The organism is Leisingera sp. ANG-M7, assembly GCF_000813965.1.
Classification (GTDB): Bacteria; Pseudomonadota; Alphaproteobacteria; order Rhodobacterales; family Rhodobacteraceae; genus Leisingera.
Map to the genome: position 1 here is coordinate 625286 of NZ_JWLI01000001.1, position 16094 is coordinate 641379.

Below are 16094 nucleotides of genomic sequence, written 5' to 3' on the forward strand. Positions count from 1 at the left end.
TCAGTCGGACATGAGCCTGGGGCAATACACTGCCGCAAACCTGTCCTGCTCAGAAAAAGGGCAGAACTGCTGCGCTGCCCCTCCGCAGAACACCCGCAGCCTGCGTCACTTGGCAGGGCCGCGGGCTGCAACGGGGCGGTCAGTCGCCTCAGCCTCCGCAGCTGTACCACCGGTCTTCTCCATGCCCTCGCGGTAGAAGCAGTGCTGCGCCCGCCCGGCGCGTTTGGCAGCGTAGAGCGCGAGGTCAGCCTGGTTCAGCAATTCCAAGGCGTCCGGCATTTTCTGCCAGGTGGACAGCGTCGTGCCTGCGCTGGCCGAAATTCTGCAGGTCTGACCGCCGAACGGCACCGGTTCCTCCAGCCGCTGGATCAGCCGTTTGGCAATCGCAGAAAGCCGTCCGGTATCCAAAACCCCTTCTAGGATCATCACAAATTCATCGCCGCCGACGCGGGCCACTGTATCGGACTGGCGGGTGCATTCCACCATGATCCGCGCCGCCTGCTGCAGCACCGCATCCCCGGCGGCGTGGCCCAGCGTGTCATTGACCTGCTTGAAGAAATCCAGATCAAGATGCATCAGCGCGAACTCGCGGCCGCTGCTGATCAGCCGGGCCAGGACATGGTCCATTGCCCGGCGGTTCTTGAGCCCGGTCAGCGTATCGGTGAATGCCTGTTCCTCTGCGGCAATCTTGGCACCTTGCAGCCGCAGGTTCAGCTGGCGCGACGCTTCCATCGCGGCAGATTTCGCCTCAACCAGATACAGCATCTCGATGGTCAGGTCCGTGGGGGAAAAATCGGCGCTTGTCAGGTCGTAGTCGCGCACGGCCTCCAGCACCGAAATGCCGAAGGACAGGTTCAGAAAGGCGCCTTGACCGTCCGGCAGCGGTGTGCACACCCCCTTGAGACCCGTCTGCGGCGCATCCCGGAACTGCAGATGCAGCTTGCTGCCCGCACTGCCCAGCAGATCTTCGACAGACCGGACAGACCGGGGCCTGGACAGGTCGAACACCCGGAAGAACCGCCGCCCTTCCCATTTCAGCTGCGGGCGCAGCTTTTTCAGGGTTGGCCCGGCCGAAACAATACGCCCTTTTTGGTCAACGATCACAAACATAGGGCAAATGACATCTGCCATTCCGGTCAGCTGCTGGAGTGTCATCATAACGAATGAGCCCCCAAGTCAAATTCCCGCCCGGCGGCGAATTTGGTTTCCACCAGGGTGATGGAAATCACCTCTGCCCCGCCATGGCTGCCACTGTGGTCGAGAAAGACCAGGTCGCCGTAATCATCCGCCATCGCCCGCAGTACCCCCATCAGGACATGTGCGTATCCTGGCAGCCCCGGCTGACAAATCAACTCAAACTGATCCGGCGCCTGTTCCAGCAGTTCCAGCCCCGGCAGCTGCAGGTCAGACACCGCCAGCCTGGCGCGGTCCGGCAGGTCGTCCAGGGAATGCAGGAACTCCACGTAATTCACGCCACCAAAGCGCAACAGCCGCCGCAGCGCTTCCACCTGCGGGTTCGACACCAGAAAAGTACCCATATCTTCCAGCATTTCCGGAAGCGGCCGGGCCAGCACCTTCTCCATCGCCGTCAGCATACTGCCGGATTGCTCCTCGGTGTAATACAGCATTGCTTCGAACTCGGTGAAACCGAGTCCGGCCTGCTCCATGACCTCTTCCCAGCGGTCCACCCCGTAGGTACTCGTCACAAAAGCCTGAATCGCCCTGTTGATCAGACCGTGCATGCAATGGCCCCTCTTTGCCTATGCCACAGTCTTGACGCGTGCTGGTTAAGAAAGGCACAACAAAGCAGTTCAGTTGAGCGTCCAGCGACTGAAAATCCCGCTTTTTCTTCTCCTAGCACGAAACCTGCACTCTCAATCCCACCAAACAATTCTGCGCAATGCCCGGCCATTATAATCCAACCGGAGTGCCGGCCAACCTCTTCCGGCGCTGACAACCGCCTGTACTACTGTACTTGCCTGCCCGCGGTGGCAAGCCTGCGGCACAGGTCACCACCCTGCCCGGCGGAATCTCACCACCTGTCCGGAACCCGCAAAAAAATAAGCGGAGGCCCGGCCTCCGCTTCAGCAACCACTTTAACTGGCTTCAGAAATCGGTGGGCGCTCCGCCCTCAGCCTTGCGCCGTGCCACGAAATCCGCCAGTTCTTCCCGGATTGCCGCAGCCATTGGCGGCTCCTCGAAGGATCCGATGATCTCCTTGAACATCTTGTGGGCGCGCTCGGCGGTCCAGGTGGCCCCTGCGGCCTCCCAGGCCTCGAAGTTGCGCCAATCGCTCAGGAACGGCTGGTAAAACGCCGTGGTGTAGCGGTCCTGAGTGTGCTGGATGCCGAAGAAATGACCGTCGTTGCCAACCTCCCGGATCGCATCCAGGGCGATTTCGTCCGGTCCGGTGGCATTGACCGCCGGGTCCATGTAGCGCTGGATCATTTGCAGCACTTCGCAGTCCATGATGAACTTCTCTGGGCTTGCAATCAGCCCGCCCTCCAGCCATCCGGCCGCGTGATAGATCATGTTGGCGCCCGACTGCACCGCAGACCACAGCGAGTTGGAGGTCTCCCACATCGCCTGCCCGTCCGGAACATTGGCCGCACAGACGCCGGAGGCCCGCATCGGCAAGCCATAAAAGCGCGCCATCTGGCCGGTCATCTGGGTTGAGCGCATATACTCCGGGGTGCCAAAGGCAGGCGCGCCGGATTTCATGTCCACATTGGAGGTGAAAGTGCCGATCGCCACCGGGCAGCCCGGCGCCACATACTGGAACAGCGCGATTGCACACAGCGATTCCGCGATGGATTGCGCCACCGCCCCCGCCATGGTCACCGGCGCCATTGCGCCTGCCAGCGTGAACGGGGTCACCACCACCCCCTGGCCGCGGCGGCACAGCCGCAGTGAGCCATCGATCATCGGCTCATCATGCTTCAGCGGCGAGGTGGAGTTGATGTTGGTGTACATCTTCGGGCTGGCGTCGAACTCCTCATGGCTGTGGCCGCCCGCGATGCGGACCATCTCCATCACGTCCTCGACCCGCTCCTTGCCCAGACTGTAGGCATGCATCGCCTTGTCGGTCAGCGTCAGCTTGTCATAGAGCACATCCAGGTGGCGCACCGAAGCATGGATGTCCACCGGCTCCACCGGATAGCCGCCGGCAAAGTGGATGCAATTGAAGTACTGTGTCAGCTTCAGCAGGTTGCGGCATTGCTCGCGGGTACCCGCTGTTTTTTTGTTCTGCTCCAGGTCCCAGTAATTGGGCGGCGAGGACACGTTTCCGAACAGCATCACATCGCCGCCGACGGTGATCCGGCGCTCCGGGTTGCGCGGCGTGAGGGTCCACTGCCGCGGCGCCTTCGCCACCATTTCCATAACAAAGTCCCGGTCCATCCGGACCAGGTCGCCCTCAATCTTCACGCCCGCCTGCTTGAAGATCCCCAGCGCTTCCTCGTTGAAAAACTGGATGCCGATCTCTTCGAGGATGCGCATGGCGCCATCGTGGATAGCCTGAACCCCCTCCTCGCTCAGCGGCTCGATGGGACGGTCGATGTTGCGGGGCGGATTCCAGGGCATCTGCTCCAGGACTGCACTGCCGCGCCGGGCTGCCGCGCCCGCCCTGCCCCCGCCGCGCCGTTTGCGTGTGCCTGTCTCTGCCATGCCGCCCTCCCCTGGGTCCGATTTATCACGTGCTGACAGGCAAACACTGCGCCATTCCCGGGTGCCTGAACCTGTCCGTTCACGACCCCTCTTGTCGCTTTCTCCGCATCAAGCGCCGGGCCGGAGCATTTCTGTACACTTGTGCCCAGTCTGGCACATAAAAAAGCCGGCGCACAAGGGCAGTGCGCCGGCGGAATGCTCACTTCCCTGTGGAATTGCGGGAATCAGCAGCGGATTTCCCGGGACTCAGCGGTCCAGCCAGCCCGGAATATGGCCAATGTCCGGCAGCACGATGTCCGCGTGCGGCAGCAGTTCCTCGCGCAGGGCCATGCCGGTCAGCACAGCAATCCGCTGCATCCCCGCCGCAGCGCCTGCTTCCATGTCATGGCGGCTGTCACCGACCATGGCGGTCCGGTCCGGTGAAACACCCGCGGCTTTGCAGAACGCCAGCAGAGGGTCCGGGTCCGGCTTGGCGCCGTGGCCGCTGTCGCAGCCCGCCACAAAGGCAAAGCGGTCCAGCACGCCGGCCCGCTGCAACTGGCTTTTGGCTGAGACCTCGGCGTCATTGGTCATCACCCCCAGCACCTTACCGCGCGCCAGCAGGCCATCTAGGAACGCTGCCAGCGGCACAGCTGGTGCCAGATCTGCCGCTGACGCGCTCTGAGCAAGATAATCTGTAAGCTCGGCAAGGCTCATATGCTCGACATAAGGTGCAAGCGCCTCCGCCACCTCGTCGTTGGAGCTGGCAATTACCAGGCTATCGGGGTTGAACGCCGCACGGTCCAGATCATAGCTGATCGCCTTGGCCATCGCTTTCTTGCAGGAAAGGTTCCCTAGCGAGAGGGTTTCAAGCAAGTCCGCCGCCCAGCTGTCCCAGGTGGCGGCGAAGTCGAACAGGGTTCCGTCCTTGTCGAACAGGAAAGCGTCTACCGGCATGGCGGGTCCTCATCCGCTGAAATTTGAGCCGAACCTAGGGCCGCTCCGCGCCATTCTCAAGTCCAGTTCACCTGTTCCCCGCCCGGAAGCGACATCCGCGCCTGCATCGGCATCTCATAGGCCAGCCCTTCGGCATCGCAGAACTGCATCACCCAGGCGTCGTCCATCGTCAGAAAATCGAGCACCGAGCCCAGGAAAGCCGGTTCCGCCGCCTGCGCCCGCAGATCCGCTTCGCTGGCGCCGGTGGCGCCCAGAAAAACTGGTAAAAGCTCGTCATTTCCGGCCAGCCAGGCCAAAGCCTTCAGCGCCAGTGTCTCTGCTCCATCAGCGGAAATCCGCATGTTCTCCACACTCCTGCCGTATTGCCGCCAATTTAGTAAAAATCCGAAAGGTTTTTTTAACCAGTCTCAGCAAAATTGGAAATCATAGGATTTGCAAGGGGCGAAAGGATACCGCGTGCAAGGCACTATCCTGGTCATTGACGGCGTCTCCACCAACCGCATCATGCTGAAGGTGCAGCTGGCGGCTGCCTATTACGATGCCGTGCAGGCCGGCAGCGTGGCAGAGGTGCTGCAGGCCGCCCGCAACTGCCGCCCCGACCTTGTGCTCACAGCGATGTCGCTGCCCGATGGCACCGCTGCAGATGTCAAACGCACGCTGGCCGCGGATGAAGCGCTGGCCGATCTGCCGGTGATCGCGGTTTCCGACTGGGAAGGGCACCAGGCGCGGCTTCAGGCACTGGCCGCAGGCATTGACGATGTACTGCAGCAGCCGGTGGACGACGTGATCCTGCAGGCCCGCATCCGCAGCCTGCTGCGCGCGCGCAGCGCCAGCGAGGAGTTGAACCTGCAGCGCGAGGCCTCCCAGGGCTTCATCCTGCCACTGTGCGACCGTGCTGGCGCCGAGAGCCTGCGCAATGCAACCGTGGCCCTGGTGGCCGAGGACCCGCGCACCGCCATGGCCTGGCGCGACCGTCTCTCGCCCACCCTGCCCTATGCACTCCGCACCCATGCCATCAGCGACATTCACGGCCTGATGCAAGCGCCTGTAGCAGATGCCATCATTATCGAACTGAACGAGGCATCGGCCGGCCCCGGGCTGCGCCTGCTGGCCGATCTGCGCGCCCGCGCTGCCACCCGCAAATCGGTGGTGATTGCCGTGCCCAATCCCGCCGATCCGCATATCGCGGCAGAGGCGCTGGACCGCGGTGCCCACGACGTGCTGCAAACCGGGTTCGATGTCGATGAGCTTGCCCTGCGCCTGAACACGCAACTGCAGCAGAAAGCCCGCAACGACCTGATGCGCGACAGCGTCCGCAACGGCTTGCGCGCTGCCAACCTGGACCCGATGACCGGCCTTTATAACCGCCGCTATGCCAAGCCCTTCCTGGACCGGGTGGCGCATTCAGCTTCTGAGACCGGCGGGAAATTTGCTGTCATGCTGGCCGATCTCGACCATTTCAAGCGGATCAATGATGTCTATGGCCACCCGGCCGGCGATGCCGTGCTGATCGAGGCCGCCCGCCGCATGCAAGCAGTACTGGGACCGGCGGACCTGCTGGCCCGCGTCGGCGGCGAAGAGTTCATGGCGGTGCTGCCCGGCGCCACCGAGGCGGATGCCAGCCTTGCGGCCATTGCCCTGTGCAATGCAATCAACAGCACCCCGTTCCAAGTGCCGGGTGCCGCCGAACCGGTCAAGGTGACGATCAGCGTCGGCGCGGTCATGGGCGGCGCAGGCCACGGCGGCAGCACTGCAGCGCTGGTGGAAAAGGCGGACCAGGCGCTTTATGACGCAAAGAACGCGGGCCGCAATCAGGTAACCTTGTCGCCCGAGTGCACTGAGGCTGCCTGACCGGAGGCAACCAGTTCACTGGCAACGGCGTCGCTCAGCACCGCCATCAATTCCAGCTCTGTTTCTTCAAATGGCTCCCGTGCCTCAATGGCTGTGAAGTTCACGGTCCCCCAGGCCACACCTCCGATTTTTACTGGCGCACCAATGTAGGTTTCAAGCCGGAACATGTCGTAACAGGGATGCCCGGCAATCTCCGAGCTGCCCGCCTGATGAAAGGCCAGCGGCGCCTCCGACTGCAAGGTGTGGACACAATAAGTGTCTCCCAGGCTGAACTCTGTACCGGGATCAACCTCGGCTTCCTGCGAGACGCTGTACTCAACAACGTACTTACTGCCCTGAACCCTGCTCACCAGAGCGGAGGAGGTTTTGAAAAGCTCATTTCCGCTGGCGAGGAGATGCCTGATTTTTTCCTGTGGCGACAAGTCCCGGCACTCCGCCATCGCCTGAATGACCGCTGCGGCCTCACTGCTGTTTTCCATTCTGGACCCCATCGCAATTTACCCGGAGACCTGACAGCCGAACCTTCAGCACCAGGCTGCCTTGCCGGTGCCGGGCACAGGACCGCGGTGCTCCAGAATAAATCCTTGTCAAGGGAACCCTCCAAAGCAACGGCGGATTGCTTTGCCAGCGGCCAAACCTGCGCTTTTGCAATCGGAGCGCGCAGAAGGTGCAATCCTAAGGTGCTGCACTCGCCTGCTCGCAGAATGCAAGCCCTTGCGTTCCCGCCAATTCCGGCGTCCGGGAACCGGCCAAACTTTCCCCGAAGGCTATTCTGCCTCGCGCCAGCCGTGCCGCTTGCCCTTGCCGCGGCGCTGCATCCGCTCCTCCAGGCGGTCCGCGAAGTTCATCCGCTCCTGCGGTGCCATCTCTTCCAGCTGCTTCACCCAAGCTTGCTGCACCTTGGTGTGGAACGCGTGACGTTCCTCGGCCTGCGCCTGCATCAATGCCAGCAGCGCGGGCGCATCGAATGCTTCGCTGCGCAGCGCCGCCACAACCGCAGCGCCTTCCGCACGGCGGCGCTGGACAAAGCTGCCGTGATCGCCGCCCGCCTGCTGCCGCAGCGCCTTGCGGGTATCATGGTCCAGCTCACGGAAAATCATCGCCCCCACCGACGGCGGCCGCTGCCAGTGCCTGTCCTTGCCGCTGAACCGCCAGGCGGCCCCGGCCGCGATGCCGATCACAGCCAGGTTCAGCGCCAGCGATCCCGCCAGCAGCACTTTCAGCCACAGCTTCATCTTGGGTTTTGCCTCCGCAGTCATTGCAGGTCCTCGCTCAGCATCAGCGCCATGTCATAGCTGCCGTCCGCAAAGGCGGTGCTGCTGTCCTCATACCCGGCCAGCGCCACAGGGTCCGGCATGAACGAGGGCGGCGCCAGGCCGATCCACAGGCCCGCGGCGCTGGCCGCTGCCAGCCCGCCCAGAGCCGGCCAGCCGCCCAGCGCCTCCGCCAGCTGCCGCCACAGCGGCTGCCGTGCTGGCTCCGCAGGCTGGAAACCCGGCTGCACCCGCGCCGCATCCGCCAGGATGGCGGCGCTCAGATGATCCGGCAGCGCCGGCGGCGCACTGCGTGCCTCAGCAAACAGATCCTCCAGCTCCTGCAGTGCTTTATCCTCATCAGCCATCGCTATACCCCAACTCTTCGCGCCGCCCGGCCAAGGCCGCGGCCAGCGCCCGTTTGCCCCGGGCAGTCAGACTTTCGACCGCCTCGGTGCTGATGTCCATGATCCCGGCAATCTCCGGGTTCGAAAGCTCTTCCAGGTGGCGCAGCACCACCGCCTGCCGCTGCCGCTCCGGCAATTGCATCAGCGCCGCCTGCAGCGCATCCTGCCGCGCGCCGTCCTGCATCTGCTCCGCCGCTGAGCGGCCCGGGTCCGGCGGCTCCGGCACCGCGTCCAGGTCCACATGGCCGCCGCGGGCGCGCCGCTTGCGGTCGATGCACAGGTTCATCGCCACCCGGTACAGCCAGGTCGACACCTGCGCCTCCCCCGGCCGCCACTCGGGCGCCATCTTCCACAGGCGCAGCATCGCCTCCTGGGTCACATCCTCGGCCTCGGCCCGGATCCCCATCACCCGCATCGCCACACCAAAGACCCGCGGCCCCAGCCGCGCCGTCAGCTCCGCCGCGGCCCGGCTGTCGCCATTGGCATAGAGCACCAGAAGCGCATCGTCGGAGGCCTCTTCCGCCGATGCGCTCATGGCTGCCGGACCCGCATCAGGGGCCCGGCGCCGCGATATATCCGCCTGTTGCAGCACGCGTCAGCGATCAGTTCTGCTCCGTGTCCTCCCCGTGGCCATGCCAGCGCTTGCCGCCATGCCGTGCCCGGGCCTCTTCAAACTCTTCCTTGGAGATGCCGCCGCTGCCGTCGGCATCCATCCGGTCGAACATCTTACCCGCCCGGCGCGGTTGCGGCATCTCATCCTTACTCAACGCGCCATCGCCGTCCTTGTCAAAGCGTTCCAGCATCTGCGCGGCCCGTTCACCAGCCCGCTCCTGTGCCCGCGCCTGCATCTCCTCCAGCGACAGCTTGCCGTCGCCATTAGTGTCTGCCTTGGCAAAATGCGCGTCCTTCATCGCCTGGATCTCGGCTTTGGTCACCTCGCCGCTGCCATCGGTATCGATCTCCTCAAAGGACATCTTCGGCCCGTGATGGCCAAACCCCTTGGCCACTGCCGCGCTGCCTGCCGTCATGCCTGCTGCGGCCACGATCAGGGCGATGAACTTGACGTGTTTCATGTCGTCTTTCCTTTGTCCTGCGGCAGCCTCTTGCTGCCCGATGTACAGAAAAAACGCACAAGCTCCGGGGTTCCGTCGCAGGAACTCAAACTTTTTTCTCCGCCGTCCCGTTGCGGCAAACCGGCGCATAAACCGGGCTTTCCCCTTTCGCCGTCTCCGCAGGCGCGCAAAGATACCCGCAGCACACAGGATAACGACATGACCCAGTCCCCCGCCGTCACGGCCCCGGAAGCCGACCGCCCCACAATGCCTGCCCTGGCCAAGGGCTGGCGCTGCCGCTGCCCGGAGTGCGGCAAGGGCAAGCTGCTGCATTCCTATCTCAAGGTGAACGAGACCTGCAGCAACTGCGGCCTCGACCTGACCCATGCCCGTGCCGACGACGGGCCTGCCTACCTCACGATCCTGATCGTCGGCCACATCATGGCGCCGCTGATGCATGTGGTCTATTTCTCCTGGCGGCCCGAGCCCCTGGTGATGTTCACGGTATTCGCGATTGGCTGCCTCGCCTCTTCCCTCTATCTTCTGCCGCGGATGAAGGGGATCGTCATCGCCTATCAATGGGCACGGCGGATGCACGGCTTTGGCAAGGACACCCCGGCAGGACCGGCAGGACAAGGGCAGTAACACCATGAGCAAGACATTTCTCAGCGGCGAGACCACAACCGACAAGACCGCAATCCGCAACGCGGCAACGGTGATCGCCATGCGCGGTCGGATGTCCGATGACCCGCAGGTGCTGATGGGCCAGCGCGGCGCCAAGGCCGCCTTCATGCCCAACAAATTCGTCTTCCCCGGCGGTGCCGTGGACGTGGCGGATGCGGACATTCCGCTGGCCTCGCCGATTTCCCCGGTCTGCCAGGAACGGTTGGCAGACAAATCGCCCGCAGACGCGCACCACGCCCTCTCCGTCGCCGCGGTACGCGAGCTTTGGGAGGAAACCGGCCTGATCCTCGGCGAGAAAGGCAACTGGCAGGGCGATATCCCCGAAGACTGGCAGGAGTTTGCGGCTACCGGCCATATTCCCTCCGCCAAGGATATGCAGTTCGTGTTCCGCGCCCTGACCCCGCCGGGCCGCCCGCGCCGCTTTGACGCGCGTTTCTTCCTGGTCAATGCGGACCAGATCACCGGCGACCTTGACGATTTCTCCCGCGCCGCGGATGAGCTGTCGCATCTGCAATGGATCCCGCTCAGCCAGGTGCGCAGCTTCGATCTGCCTTTCATCACCGAAGTTGTGCTGGCTGAAGTCACCGCCCGCGTCCGCGATGCCGAACCGCCGCAAAGCGTGCCCTATTTCCACAACAACGACGAGGCCAGCCTGTTCCTGCGTCTCAAGGGCTATCCGATGCCCGCCGACGGGTAACGTTTCCCAGCGCAGGAAACGTCCCGGAAAACATGTGTTTTCCGAGCCGGAATTCTCACATAATTCCGGCCGCCCTGGCGCAGGCGCGGCGCCTCAAAGGGCCAGCACCAGCACCAGTATCGACACGATCAGCAGCCCCATGCCCGCCAGTTCGCGGGCTGTAACCTTTTCCTTGAAGAACAGCACTGACGCCAGCAGCGACAGCAGAAGCTCCACCTGCCCCACTGCCTTCACATAGGCGGCGTTTTGCAGCGTGAAGGCCCAGAACCAGCAGAACGATCCGCCCATGCTGGTCAGCCCGACCCACACCGCGACCTTCCGCGCCTGCCAGACCCGGGCGATCTCGCCTTTTTCCCGCAGTCCCAGCCACACCAGCATGAACAGCGTCTGCAGGCTGACCACTGCCGCCAGTGTCACGCCTGCGCGGAACACCGGCTCCAGCTCTGCCAGCTGCAGCGACGCGCCGCGGTAGCTGACCGCGGAAAAGGCAAACAGCACCCCTGACCCCAGCCCCAGCTGCGACGCGCGGTTGGTCAGGTGCCGCCACCAGGGGCCTGCCGCATCCGGCGTCTTGGACAGCACCAGCACCGCCGTCAGCCCGATCAGGATCGCAATCCAGCCGCCAAGGCTGACCGGATCGCCCAGCACCGCCAGCCCGACGATAGCGGTTTGGATCACTTCGGTCTTCTTGAAGGTGATGCCGACCGCAAAATTGCGCTGCTTGAACAGGGCCACCACGCAGACGGTGGCCAGGATCTGCGCGGTGCCGCCGATGGCTGCGAACATCCAGAATTTCGCACCCAGCTCCGGCAGGCTCCGCCCCGACACCATCAGGTAGGCGGCCAGCCCGGCCAGGATGAACGGTGCGGAATAGACAAACCGGGCGAAGGTGGCTCCGCCCGGCGACAGCGTCACGCTGCTCAGGACCTTCTGCAGCATGAAGCGCACGGTCTGAAAGCTGGCAGCAGCTATGGAAACGGGGATCCAGGCAAACATGCCCCCGCTTATGCGCCCTTATTCCCCCTGCTGCCAGAGCGGATGCGGCACCGGGTCCTTGGCCCGCAGCAGGTAGTTGCGGAAAATCTGCAGGTAGTTGTGGTAGATATAGCCGTCATTGGCTGCCAGGAACTCCTCCCGGCGCGACCGGTAGAGCCGTGGCAGCGCATGCCAGGGCACGCCCGGATGCATGTGGTGCACGATGTGCAGGTTGTTGTTCAGGAACAGAAAGGCCAACGGCCCCCTGTCCTCGATCACCACGGTGCGGCCGCGCGCGGTCTCATGCGCGCGGTGCTCCAGGAAGGTGCGGATTTTCAGCAGGCCAAGGCCAAGATAGGCCCCGGCAAGTGCCGCCAACAGGGGCGCCGGCGATTGCAGAACCACCCAGACCACCGCCACCAGACCAACGGCGTGCAAGCCCCAGTCGCGGACAATACCCGGCTCGCCCCGGCGCGCCAGCCGCCAATCGCCCGCCATGAAACAAATCTGCCCGATCAGCGGCCCCAGCAGCACCCGGCCCAGCAGCGTGTTGTTCACCCGCAAGAGCGTCCTGCGCCAGACAGGCAGCCGCGCCCAGACCGCCGGATCCTGAAAATTGCTCTCCGGATCATCGTAGGGATCGGTCAGCGCCTCATCCTCGTGATGCGCCAGATGGGTGTCGCGGAAGCGGCCATATGGGACCGCCAGGCTCAGCGGAAAGAACATCAGCGCCTCGTTCAGCCGGCGGCTGCGGAACGGATGCCCGTGCAGCGCCTCATGGGTCAGCGAGGAATGCAGCGCCGCCATCACGCCCAGCGCCAGCACCGTCAGTACCAGGCTGACCTGCGGCAACAGCCACAGCACCCCCAGCCAGCCGCCGTAACAGCCCAGGATCAGCCCCAACGTGCCCCATTCCACACCCCGCGGCATGTATTCGCTGCAGCGCTCAGACATGGCTGCGCCCCCAGCTGATCTTGGCCCAGGCGCGTTCGTAGAAAAGATAGACCGTGAACCCGATGCCAGTATTGACCAGCGCCATCATCCCGCCCGCCTTGACCGACCCGGTGGCAACCAGCCCCACCAGCGTCATCGTCGCCAGACCAAGGGCGTTCCAGATCACAGCCTTAACTATGGAGCGCCTGCGCGTTTCCATCCTGCCTCCTGAAAGTCTTTGCTAAGTGCTTGTTTCCAAACTACCCCAGTCGCAGACTGTGCAGAATTCCGAATGCAGTTAACAAAATCCACCATTCGTGATATTTCAAAACGCATGATAGAAAATATCGACAAACGGGTGCGCGCAGAGCAGTTCCGCCAAAGGCTGAACAAGGCCCTGCGCGACAGCGGCCTCAGCCAAAGCGCCCTGGCCCGCGCCATCGGCGTTGACCGCTCCACAATCTCGCAGCTACTGACGGATGAGGGCGCGCGGCTGCCGAACGCCCATGTGGTCGGCGCCTGCGCAGGCGCCCTGGGGGTCTCCGCCGACTGGCTCCTCAGCCTGTCTGACCGCCCCGAGAGCGCCGCCGAACTGCTGGCCTCCAGCCTCACCCTGTCTGAGGCCCCGCGCGCGCTGGTGGATGAACGCATCTTCGACTGGCACCAGGAGGCCGAGGGCTACAAGATCCGCCACGTCCCCGCCGCGCTGCCTGACATGCTGAAAACCCGGGCGCTGCTGGAATGGGAATACGCCCCGCACCTGGGCCGCACCGCAGGCCAGGCCATCGGCGCCTCCGAGGACCGGCTCACCTGGATGCGCCAGTCGCCCTCCGATTACGAAATCGCCCTGCCGCTTTATGAGCTCGACAGTTTCGCTCACGCGGTTGGCTACTACGAGGGCCTGCCGCTGGAGATCCGGCTGGAGCAGCTGGACCAGTTCGAGCGCCTCTGCGAGCAGCTCTACCCCCGGCTGCGCATCTACCTGTTCGACGCCAAGCGGCTTTATTCGTCACCAATCACCATCTTCGGCCCGCTCCTCTGCGTGTTCTACGCAGGCACCCATTACATGGCCTTTCGCGACAAGGAGCGGATCGCCACATTCACCAGCCATTTCGACAATCTGGTGCGCGAGGCCGACATCACCGCGCGGCAATTGCCCGGACGGCTGCGCGCGCTCCGGGCGGCGATTTCCTGACACGCCTAGCTGGCGGGCAAATTGCCCTCCCTGCACCGCAATGCCACTAAGGGCGGCGCCCGGCACGGCAGGCCGGGCGGAACAGTTTTCAGTAGGGTGGGCGGTTCCACCCACCGCTCAAACCTCAGACCTTGGGATCCGGGTTCTCCGTATGGCCGTCGACGGCAATCACCTGCCCCGACACCAGCCGCGCCGCATCCGACCCTAGAAACACCGCCATATTGGCAATGTCGCTGGCCTCGACAAACCGCCCCATCGAGGTGCCGGAAGCATAGCCCGCATAGACCTCATCCCGGGTCATGCCCTTGGCCGCGGCCTCGCGTTCCAGCACGCCCTCCATCCGCGGCCCTTCCACCGCGCCGGGACAGATCACATTGGCACGGATGCCAAACGGTCCCAGCTCCATCGCCAGTGTCTTCATCAGGCCGATGACAGCCCATTTGGCGGAACAATAAGGCGCCCGGTTCGGGTAGCCGTACTGCCCGGCAGTAGAGGACGTCACGACGATAGACCCGGCCTTGGCGGCCTTCATCAAAGGTGCCGCATATTTGGCAGCCAGAAAGCAGCCCTCCAGGTTGACGCTTACACATTTGCGCCAGTCTTCCAGCGCGATGTCCTCAATCAGCGCCGTGGGCCCGGCGATGCCTGCATTGGCACAGAGCACATCCAGCCCGCCCCAGGTTTCAGAGATCTCCGCAAACAGCGCTTTAACGCCCGCCTCATCGGTGGCATCCACCGCCGTCTTGCGCCAGCCCTCCGGCACGTCTGCCAGCGCAACCGCGCTGACATCCGTGACCCAGACCTGAAACCCGGCGGCGGCAAAGCCCTCCGCCATGGCCCGGCCAATTCCAGACCCGCCGGCGGTAACCAGAACCCGGCGCATCCCTTCAGCGCTCACCGCGGCGCACCAATGGCGCGGCCCAGCCCCTCTGGCGCAGGCAGCGAAGCATGGGCCTCTGCCAGCTTGACCAGATTGGCCTCGATATGCGGTGCAGGCGGGGCGGAGCGGCGGGTCTTCAGGTCCACATGCAGCAGCATATGCTCACCGGTCGCCAGCAGCCGCTCGCCACAGAACATCTCGTGCCACAGATGCATCTTCTTGCCTGCCCCCATGATCACCCGGGTGCGCACCTGGATCGGGTCGCCCGCATGCACCTCGTCGATATGGCGGATATGAGTCTCGGCGGTGAAGTAGCTGCCGCCGTTGGCGATATACTCCGCATCGCAGCCGATGATCATCATCAGCCGGTCAGTGGATTGCGCGAACGCGTCCAGATAGCGGCTCTCGGTCATATGGCCGTTGTAGTCGGTCCAATCCAGCGGCACCACGCGGGTCTGGGTCAGCACCGGCTGGCTCAGGTCTTCCAAACCGTCCATCGCGCGCACCAGCCCGGCCTCACCCTCGCGCTTCAGGTCATGGGTGTTCTGCAGCGCGCCCGCGCCCCAGTTGTTGTTGCCCAGCGCCCGCATCATTCCGACCAGGTTGTCGTCCCGGTGCCGCTCCAGCTCGCGGATAGAATACTGGCCGGACTGTTCGTCCGACTGGCCTGCGATCAGGTCGACCAGCTCATCAGTGAATTCCGGCACATCCATCAGCTTGGTCCAGGGCCAGCTGAGGCAAGGCCCGAACTGCGCCATGAAATGCTTCATGCCCGCTTCACCGCCGGCCACCCGGTAGGTCTCAAACAGCCCCATCTGCGCCCAGCGGATGCCAAAGCCGTAACGGATCGCGTTGTCGATCTCCTCGGTAGTGGCAATGCCGTCCTTCACCAGCCACAGCGCCTCGCGCCAGACCGCCTCCAGAAAACGGTCCGCCACATGGGCGTCGATCTCTTTCTTCAGATGCAGGGGATACATACCGATGGCAGTTATGATCTCCTTGGCGCGGTCGATGACGCCCGCCGGGTTGGCCTCTGTCGTGACCAGCTCCGCCAGCGGCAGCAGGTAGACCGGGTTGAAGGGATGCGCCACCACGATCTGGCCCGGGTTCTCGCGCCCGTCCTGCAGCTGCGACGGCTTGAAGCCGGAAGTGGAGGAGCCGATCACTGCATCCGGCGCGCAATGCGCCTGCAGCTCTGCATAGACTTTCTGCTTCAGGTCCAGCCGCTCCGGCACGCTCTCCTGGATCCATTCGGCGCCCTTCACCGCTTCCGCAATGGTCTCATGGAAGGTCAGGCTGCCCTCTGCAGGAAGCGCCACGTTGCCCAGGCCGGGCAGCGAGCGGCGGGCGTTGGCCAGCACTTCGCCGATTTTGCGTTCCGCTTCCGGGTCCGGGTCGAACACCTGCACGTTCCAGCCGTTCAGAAGGAACCGCGCGCCCCAGCCGCCGCCGATAACCCCGCCGCCGATGATTGCTGCTGTTTTCATGATCTATCCTCTGATCGCCCTCCCCGTGCGCCCGCCGGTGCACAGGGGGTGTACAGGGGGTGCACGCGTGGCACCCCC

General features: G+C 64.0%; 19 protein-coding genes. 4 read left to right on the forward strand and 15 right to left on the reverse strand.

What is annotated here, in order from left to right; translation table 11 throughout:
• Window positions 1-105: 105 nt before the first annotated feature.
• The 5 genes from RA26_RS03150 to RA26_RS03170 all read right to left on the reverse strand — a co-directional run bounded on the left by RA26_RS03150 (window position 106) and on the right by RA26_RS03170 (window position 4943).
• Window positions 106-1158 carry a GGDEF domain-containing protein gene (locus tag RA26_RS03150; protein WP_039179543.1) on the reverse strand — a complete coding sequence of 351 codons (1053 nt, stop codon included), beginning with the start codon at window positions 1156-1158 and terminating at the stop codon, window positions 106-108.
• Window positions 1155-1742: a heme NO-binding domain-containing protein gene (locus tag RA26_RS03155; protein WP_039179546.1), complete on the reverse strand. Its 588-nt coding sequence runs from the start codon at window positions 1740-1742 to the stop codon at window positions 1155-1157. Before RA26_RS03155 ends, RA26_RS03150 begins: the two co-directional genes overlap by 4 nt.
• A 364-nt stretch (window positions 1743-2106) precedes the next feature.
• A complete protein-coding gene (locus tag RA26_RS03160; protein ID WP_039179549.1) occupies window positions 2107-3666 on the reverse strand; it encodes a trimethylamine methyltransferase family protein in 1560 nt (519 codons plus the stop codon).
• A 246-nt stretch (window positions 3667-3912) separates the two neighbouring features.
• Entirely contained in the window at window positions 3913-4602 is a 690-nt protein-coding gene (locus RA26_RS03165; protein ID WP_039179551.1) for an HAD family hydrolase, read from the reverse strand.
• 56 nt (window positions 4603-4658) lie between these two features.
• Window positions 4659-4943 carry a DUF3572 domain-containing protein gene (locus RA26_RS03170; RefSeq protein WP_039179555.1) on the reverse strand — a complete coding sequence of 95 codons (285 nt, stop codon included), beginning with the start codon at window positions 4941-4943 and terminating at the stop codon, window positions 4659-4661.
• A gap of 115 nt (window positions 4944-5058) precedes the next feature.
• On the opposite strand from RA26_RS03170, the gene RA26_RS03175 reads away from it, so the two are divergent.
• Window positions 5059-6453 carry a diguanylate cyclase domain-containing protein gene (locus tag RA26_RS03175; protein ID WP_039180038.1) on the forward strand — a complete coding sequence of 465 codons (1395 nt, stop codon included), beginning with the start codon at window positions 5059-5061 and terminating at the stop codon, window positions 6451-6453.
• On the opposite strand, the gene RA26_RS03180 is transcribed toward RA26_RS03175, so the two are convergent.
• From RA26_RS03180 to RA26_RS03200, 5 genes are all read right to left on the reverse strand, one after another.
• Complete coding sequence (locus tag RA26_RS03180; RefSeq protein ID WP_052272289.1) at window positions 6414-6932, reverse strand: GAF domain-containing protein; 519 nt, start codon at window positions 6930-6932, stop codon at window positions 6414-6416. The genes RA26_RS03175 and RA26_RS03180 overlap by 40 nt on opposite strands.
• Window positions 6933-7220: 288 nt before the next feature.
• Entirely contained in the window at window positions 7221-7712 is a 492-nt protein-coding gene (locus RA26_RS03185; protein ID WP_039179558.1) for a periplasmic heavy metal sensor, read from the reverse strand.
• Window positions 7709-8074 (reverse strand): hypothetical protein, encoded by a 366-nt coding sequence (locus RA26_RS03190; protein WP_052272290.1) that lies wholly within the window; start codon window positions 8072-8074, stop codon window positions 7709-7711. The genes RA26_RS03185 and RA26_RS03190 overlap by 4 nt, the downstream gene beginning before the upstream one ends.
• Window positions 8067-8648 carry an RNA polymerase sigma factor gene (locus tag RA26_RS03195; protein ID WP_039180044.1) on the reverse strand — a complete coding sequence of 194 codons (582 nt, stop codon included), beginning with the start codon at window positions 8646-8648 and terminating at the stop codon, window positions 8067-8069. Before RA26_RS03195 ends, RA26_RS03190 begins: the two co-directional genes overlap by 8 nt.
• A gap of 67 nt (window positions 8649-8715) precedes the next feature.
• Complete coding sequence (locus tag RA26_RS03200; RefSeq protein ID WP_039179564.1) at window positions 8716-9186, reverse strand: EF-hand domain-containing protein; 471 nt, start codon at window positions 9184-9186, stop codon at window positions 8716-8718.
• Between the two features lie 198 nt (window positions 9187-9384).
• Between RA26_RS03200 and RA26_RS03205 the strand changes: the two genes are divergently transcribed.
• Together RA26_RS03205 and RA26_RS03210 are read left to right on the forward strand one after the other, a co-directional pair.
• Window positions 9385-9810 (forward strand): DUF983 domain-containing protein, encoded by a 426-nt coding sequence (locus tag RA26_RS03205; RefSeq protein WP_039179578.1) that lies wholly within the window; start codon window positions 9385-9387, stop codon window positions 9808-9810.
• Window positions 9811-9814: 4 nt separating this feature from the next.
• A complete protein-coding gene (locus tag RA26_RS03210) occupies window positions 9815-10546 on the forward strand; it encodes an NUDIX hydrolase (protein ID WP_039179580.1) in 732 nt (243 codons plus the stop codon).
• 93 nt (window positions 10547-10639) lie between these two features.
• Here RA26_RS03210 and RA26_RS03215 read toward each other — a convergent pair whose 3' ends face one another.
• The 3 genes from RA26_RS03215 to RA26_RS03225 are packed head-to-tail and all read right to left on the reverse strand — an operon-like array spanning window position 10640 to window position 12674.
• Entirely contained in the window at window positions 10640-11542 is a 903-nt protein-coding gene (locus RA26_RS03215) for an EamA family transporter (RefSeq protein WP_039179587.1), read from the reverse strand.
• Between the two features lie 18 nt (window positions 11543-11560).
• Entirely contained in the window at window positions 11561-12475 is a 915-nt protein-coding gene (locus RA26_RS03220; RefSeq protein ID WP_039179589.1) for a fatty acid desaturase, read from the reverse strand.
• Window positions 12468-12674: a DUF2061 domain-containing protein gene (locus tag RA26_RS03225; protein WP_039179592.1), complete on the reverse strand. Its 207-nt coding sequence runs from the start codon at window positions 12672-12674 to the stop codon at window positions 12468-12470. The genes RA26_RS03220 and RA26_RS03225 overlap by 8 nt, the downstream gene beginning before the upstream one ends.
• A 114-nt stretch (window positions 12675-12788) precedes the next feature.
• Here RA26_RS03225 and RA26_RS03230 point away from each other — a divergent pair, with 114 nt between their 5' ends.
• Entirely contained in the window at window positions 12789-13649 is an 861-nt protein-coding gene (locus tag RA26_RS03230) for a helix-turn-helix domain-containing protein (RefSeq protein WP_039179593.1), read from the forward strand.
• Between the two features lie 124 nt (window positions 13650-13773).
• On the opposite strand, the gene RA26_RS03235 is transcribed toward RA26_RS03230, so the two are convergent.
• Both RA26_RS03235 and RA26_RS03240 read right to left on the reverse strand, forming a co-directional pair.
• Window positions 13774-14532, reverse strand: coding sequence for an SDR family oxidoreductase (locus RA26_RS03235; protein WP_193747581.1), 759 nt, complete (start codon window positions 14530-14532; stop codon window positions 13774-13776).
• Between the two features lie 11 nt (window positions 14533-14543).
• Window positions 14544-16019: a carnitine 3-dehydrogenase gene (locus RA26_RS03240; protein ID WP_039179603.1), complete on the reverse strand. Its 1476-nt coding sequence runs from the start codon at window positions 16017-16019 to the stop codon at window positions 14544-14546.
• Window positions 16020-16094: the final 75 nt, after the last annotated feature.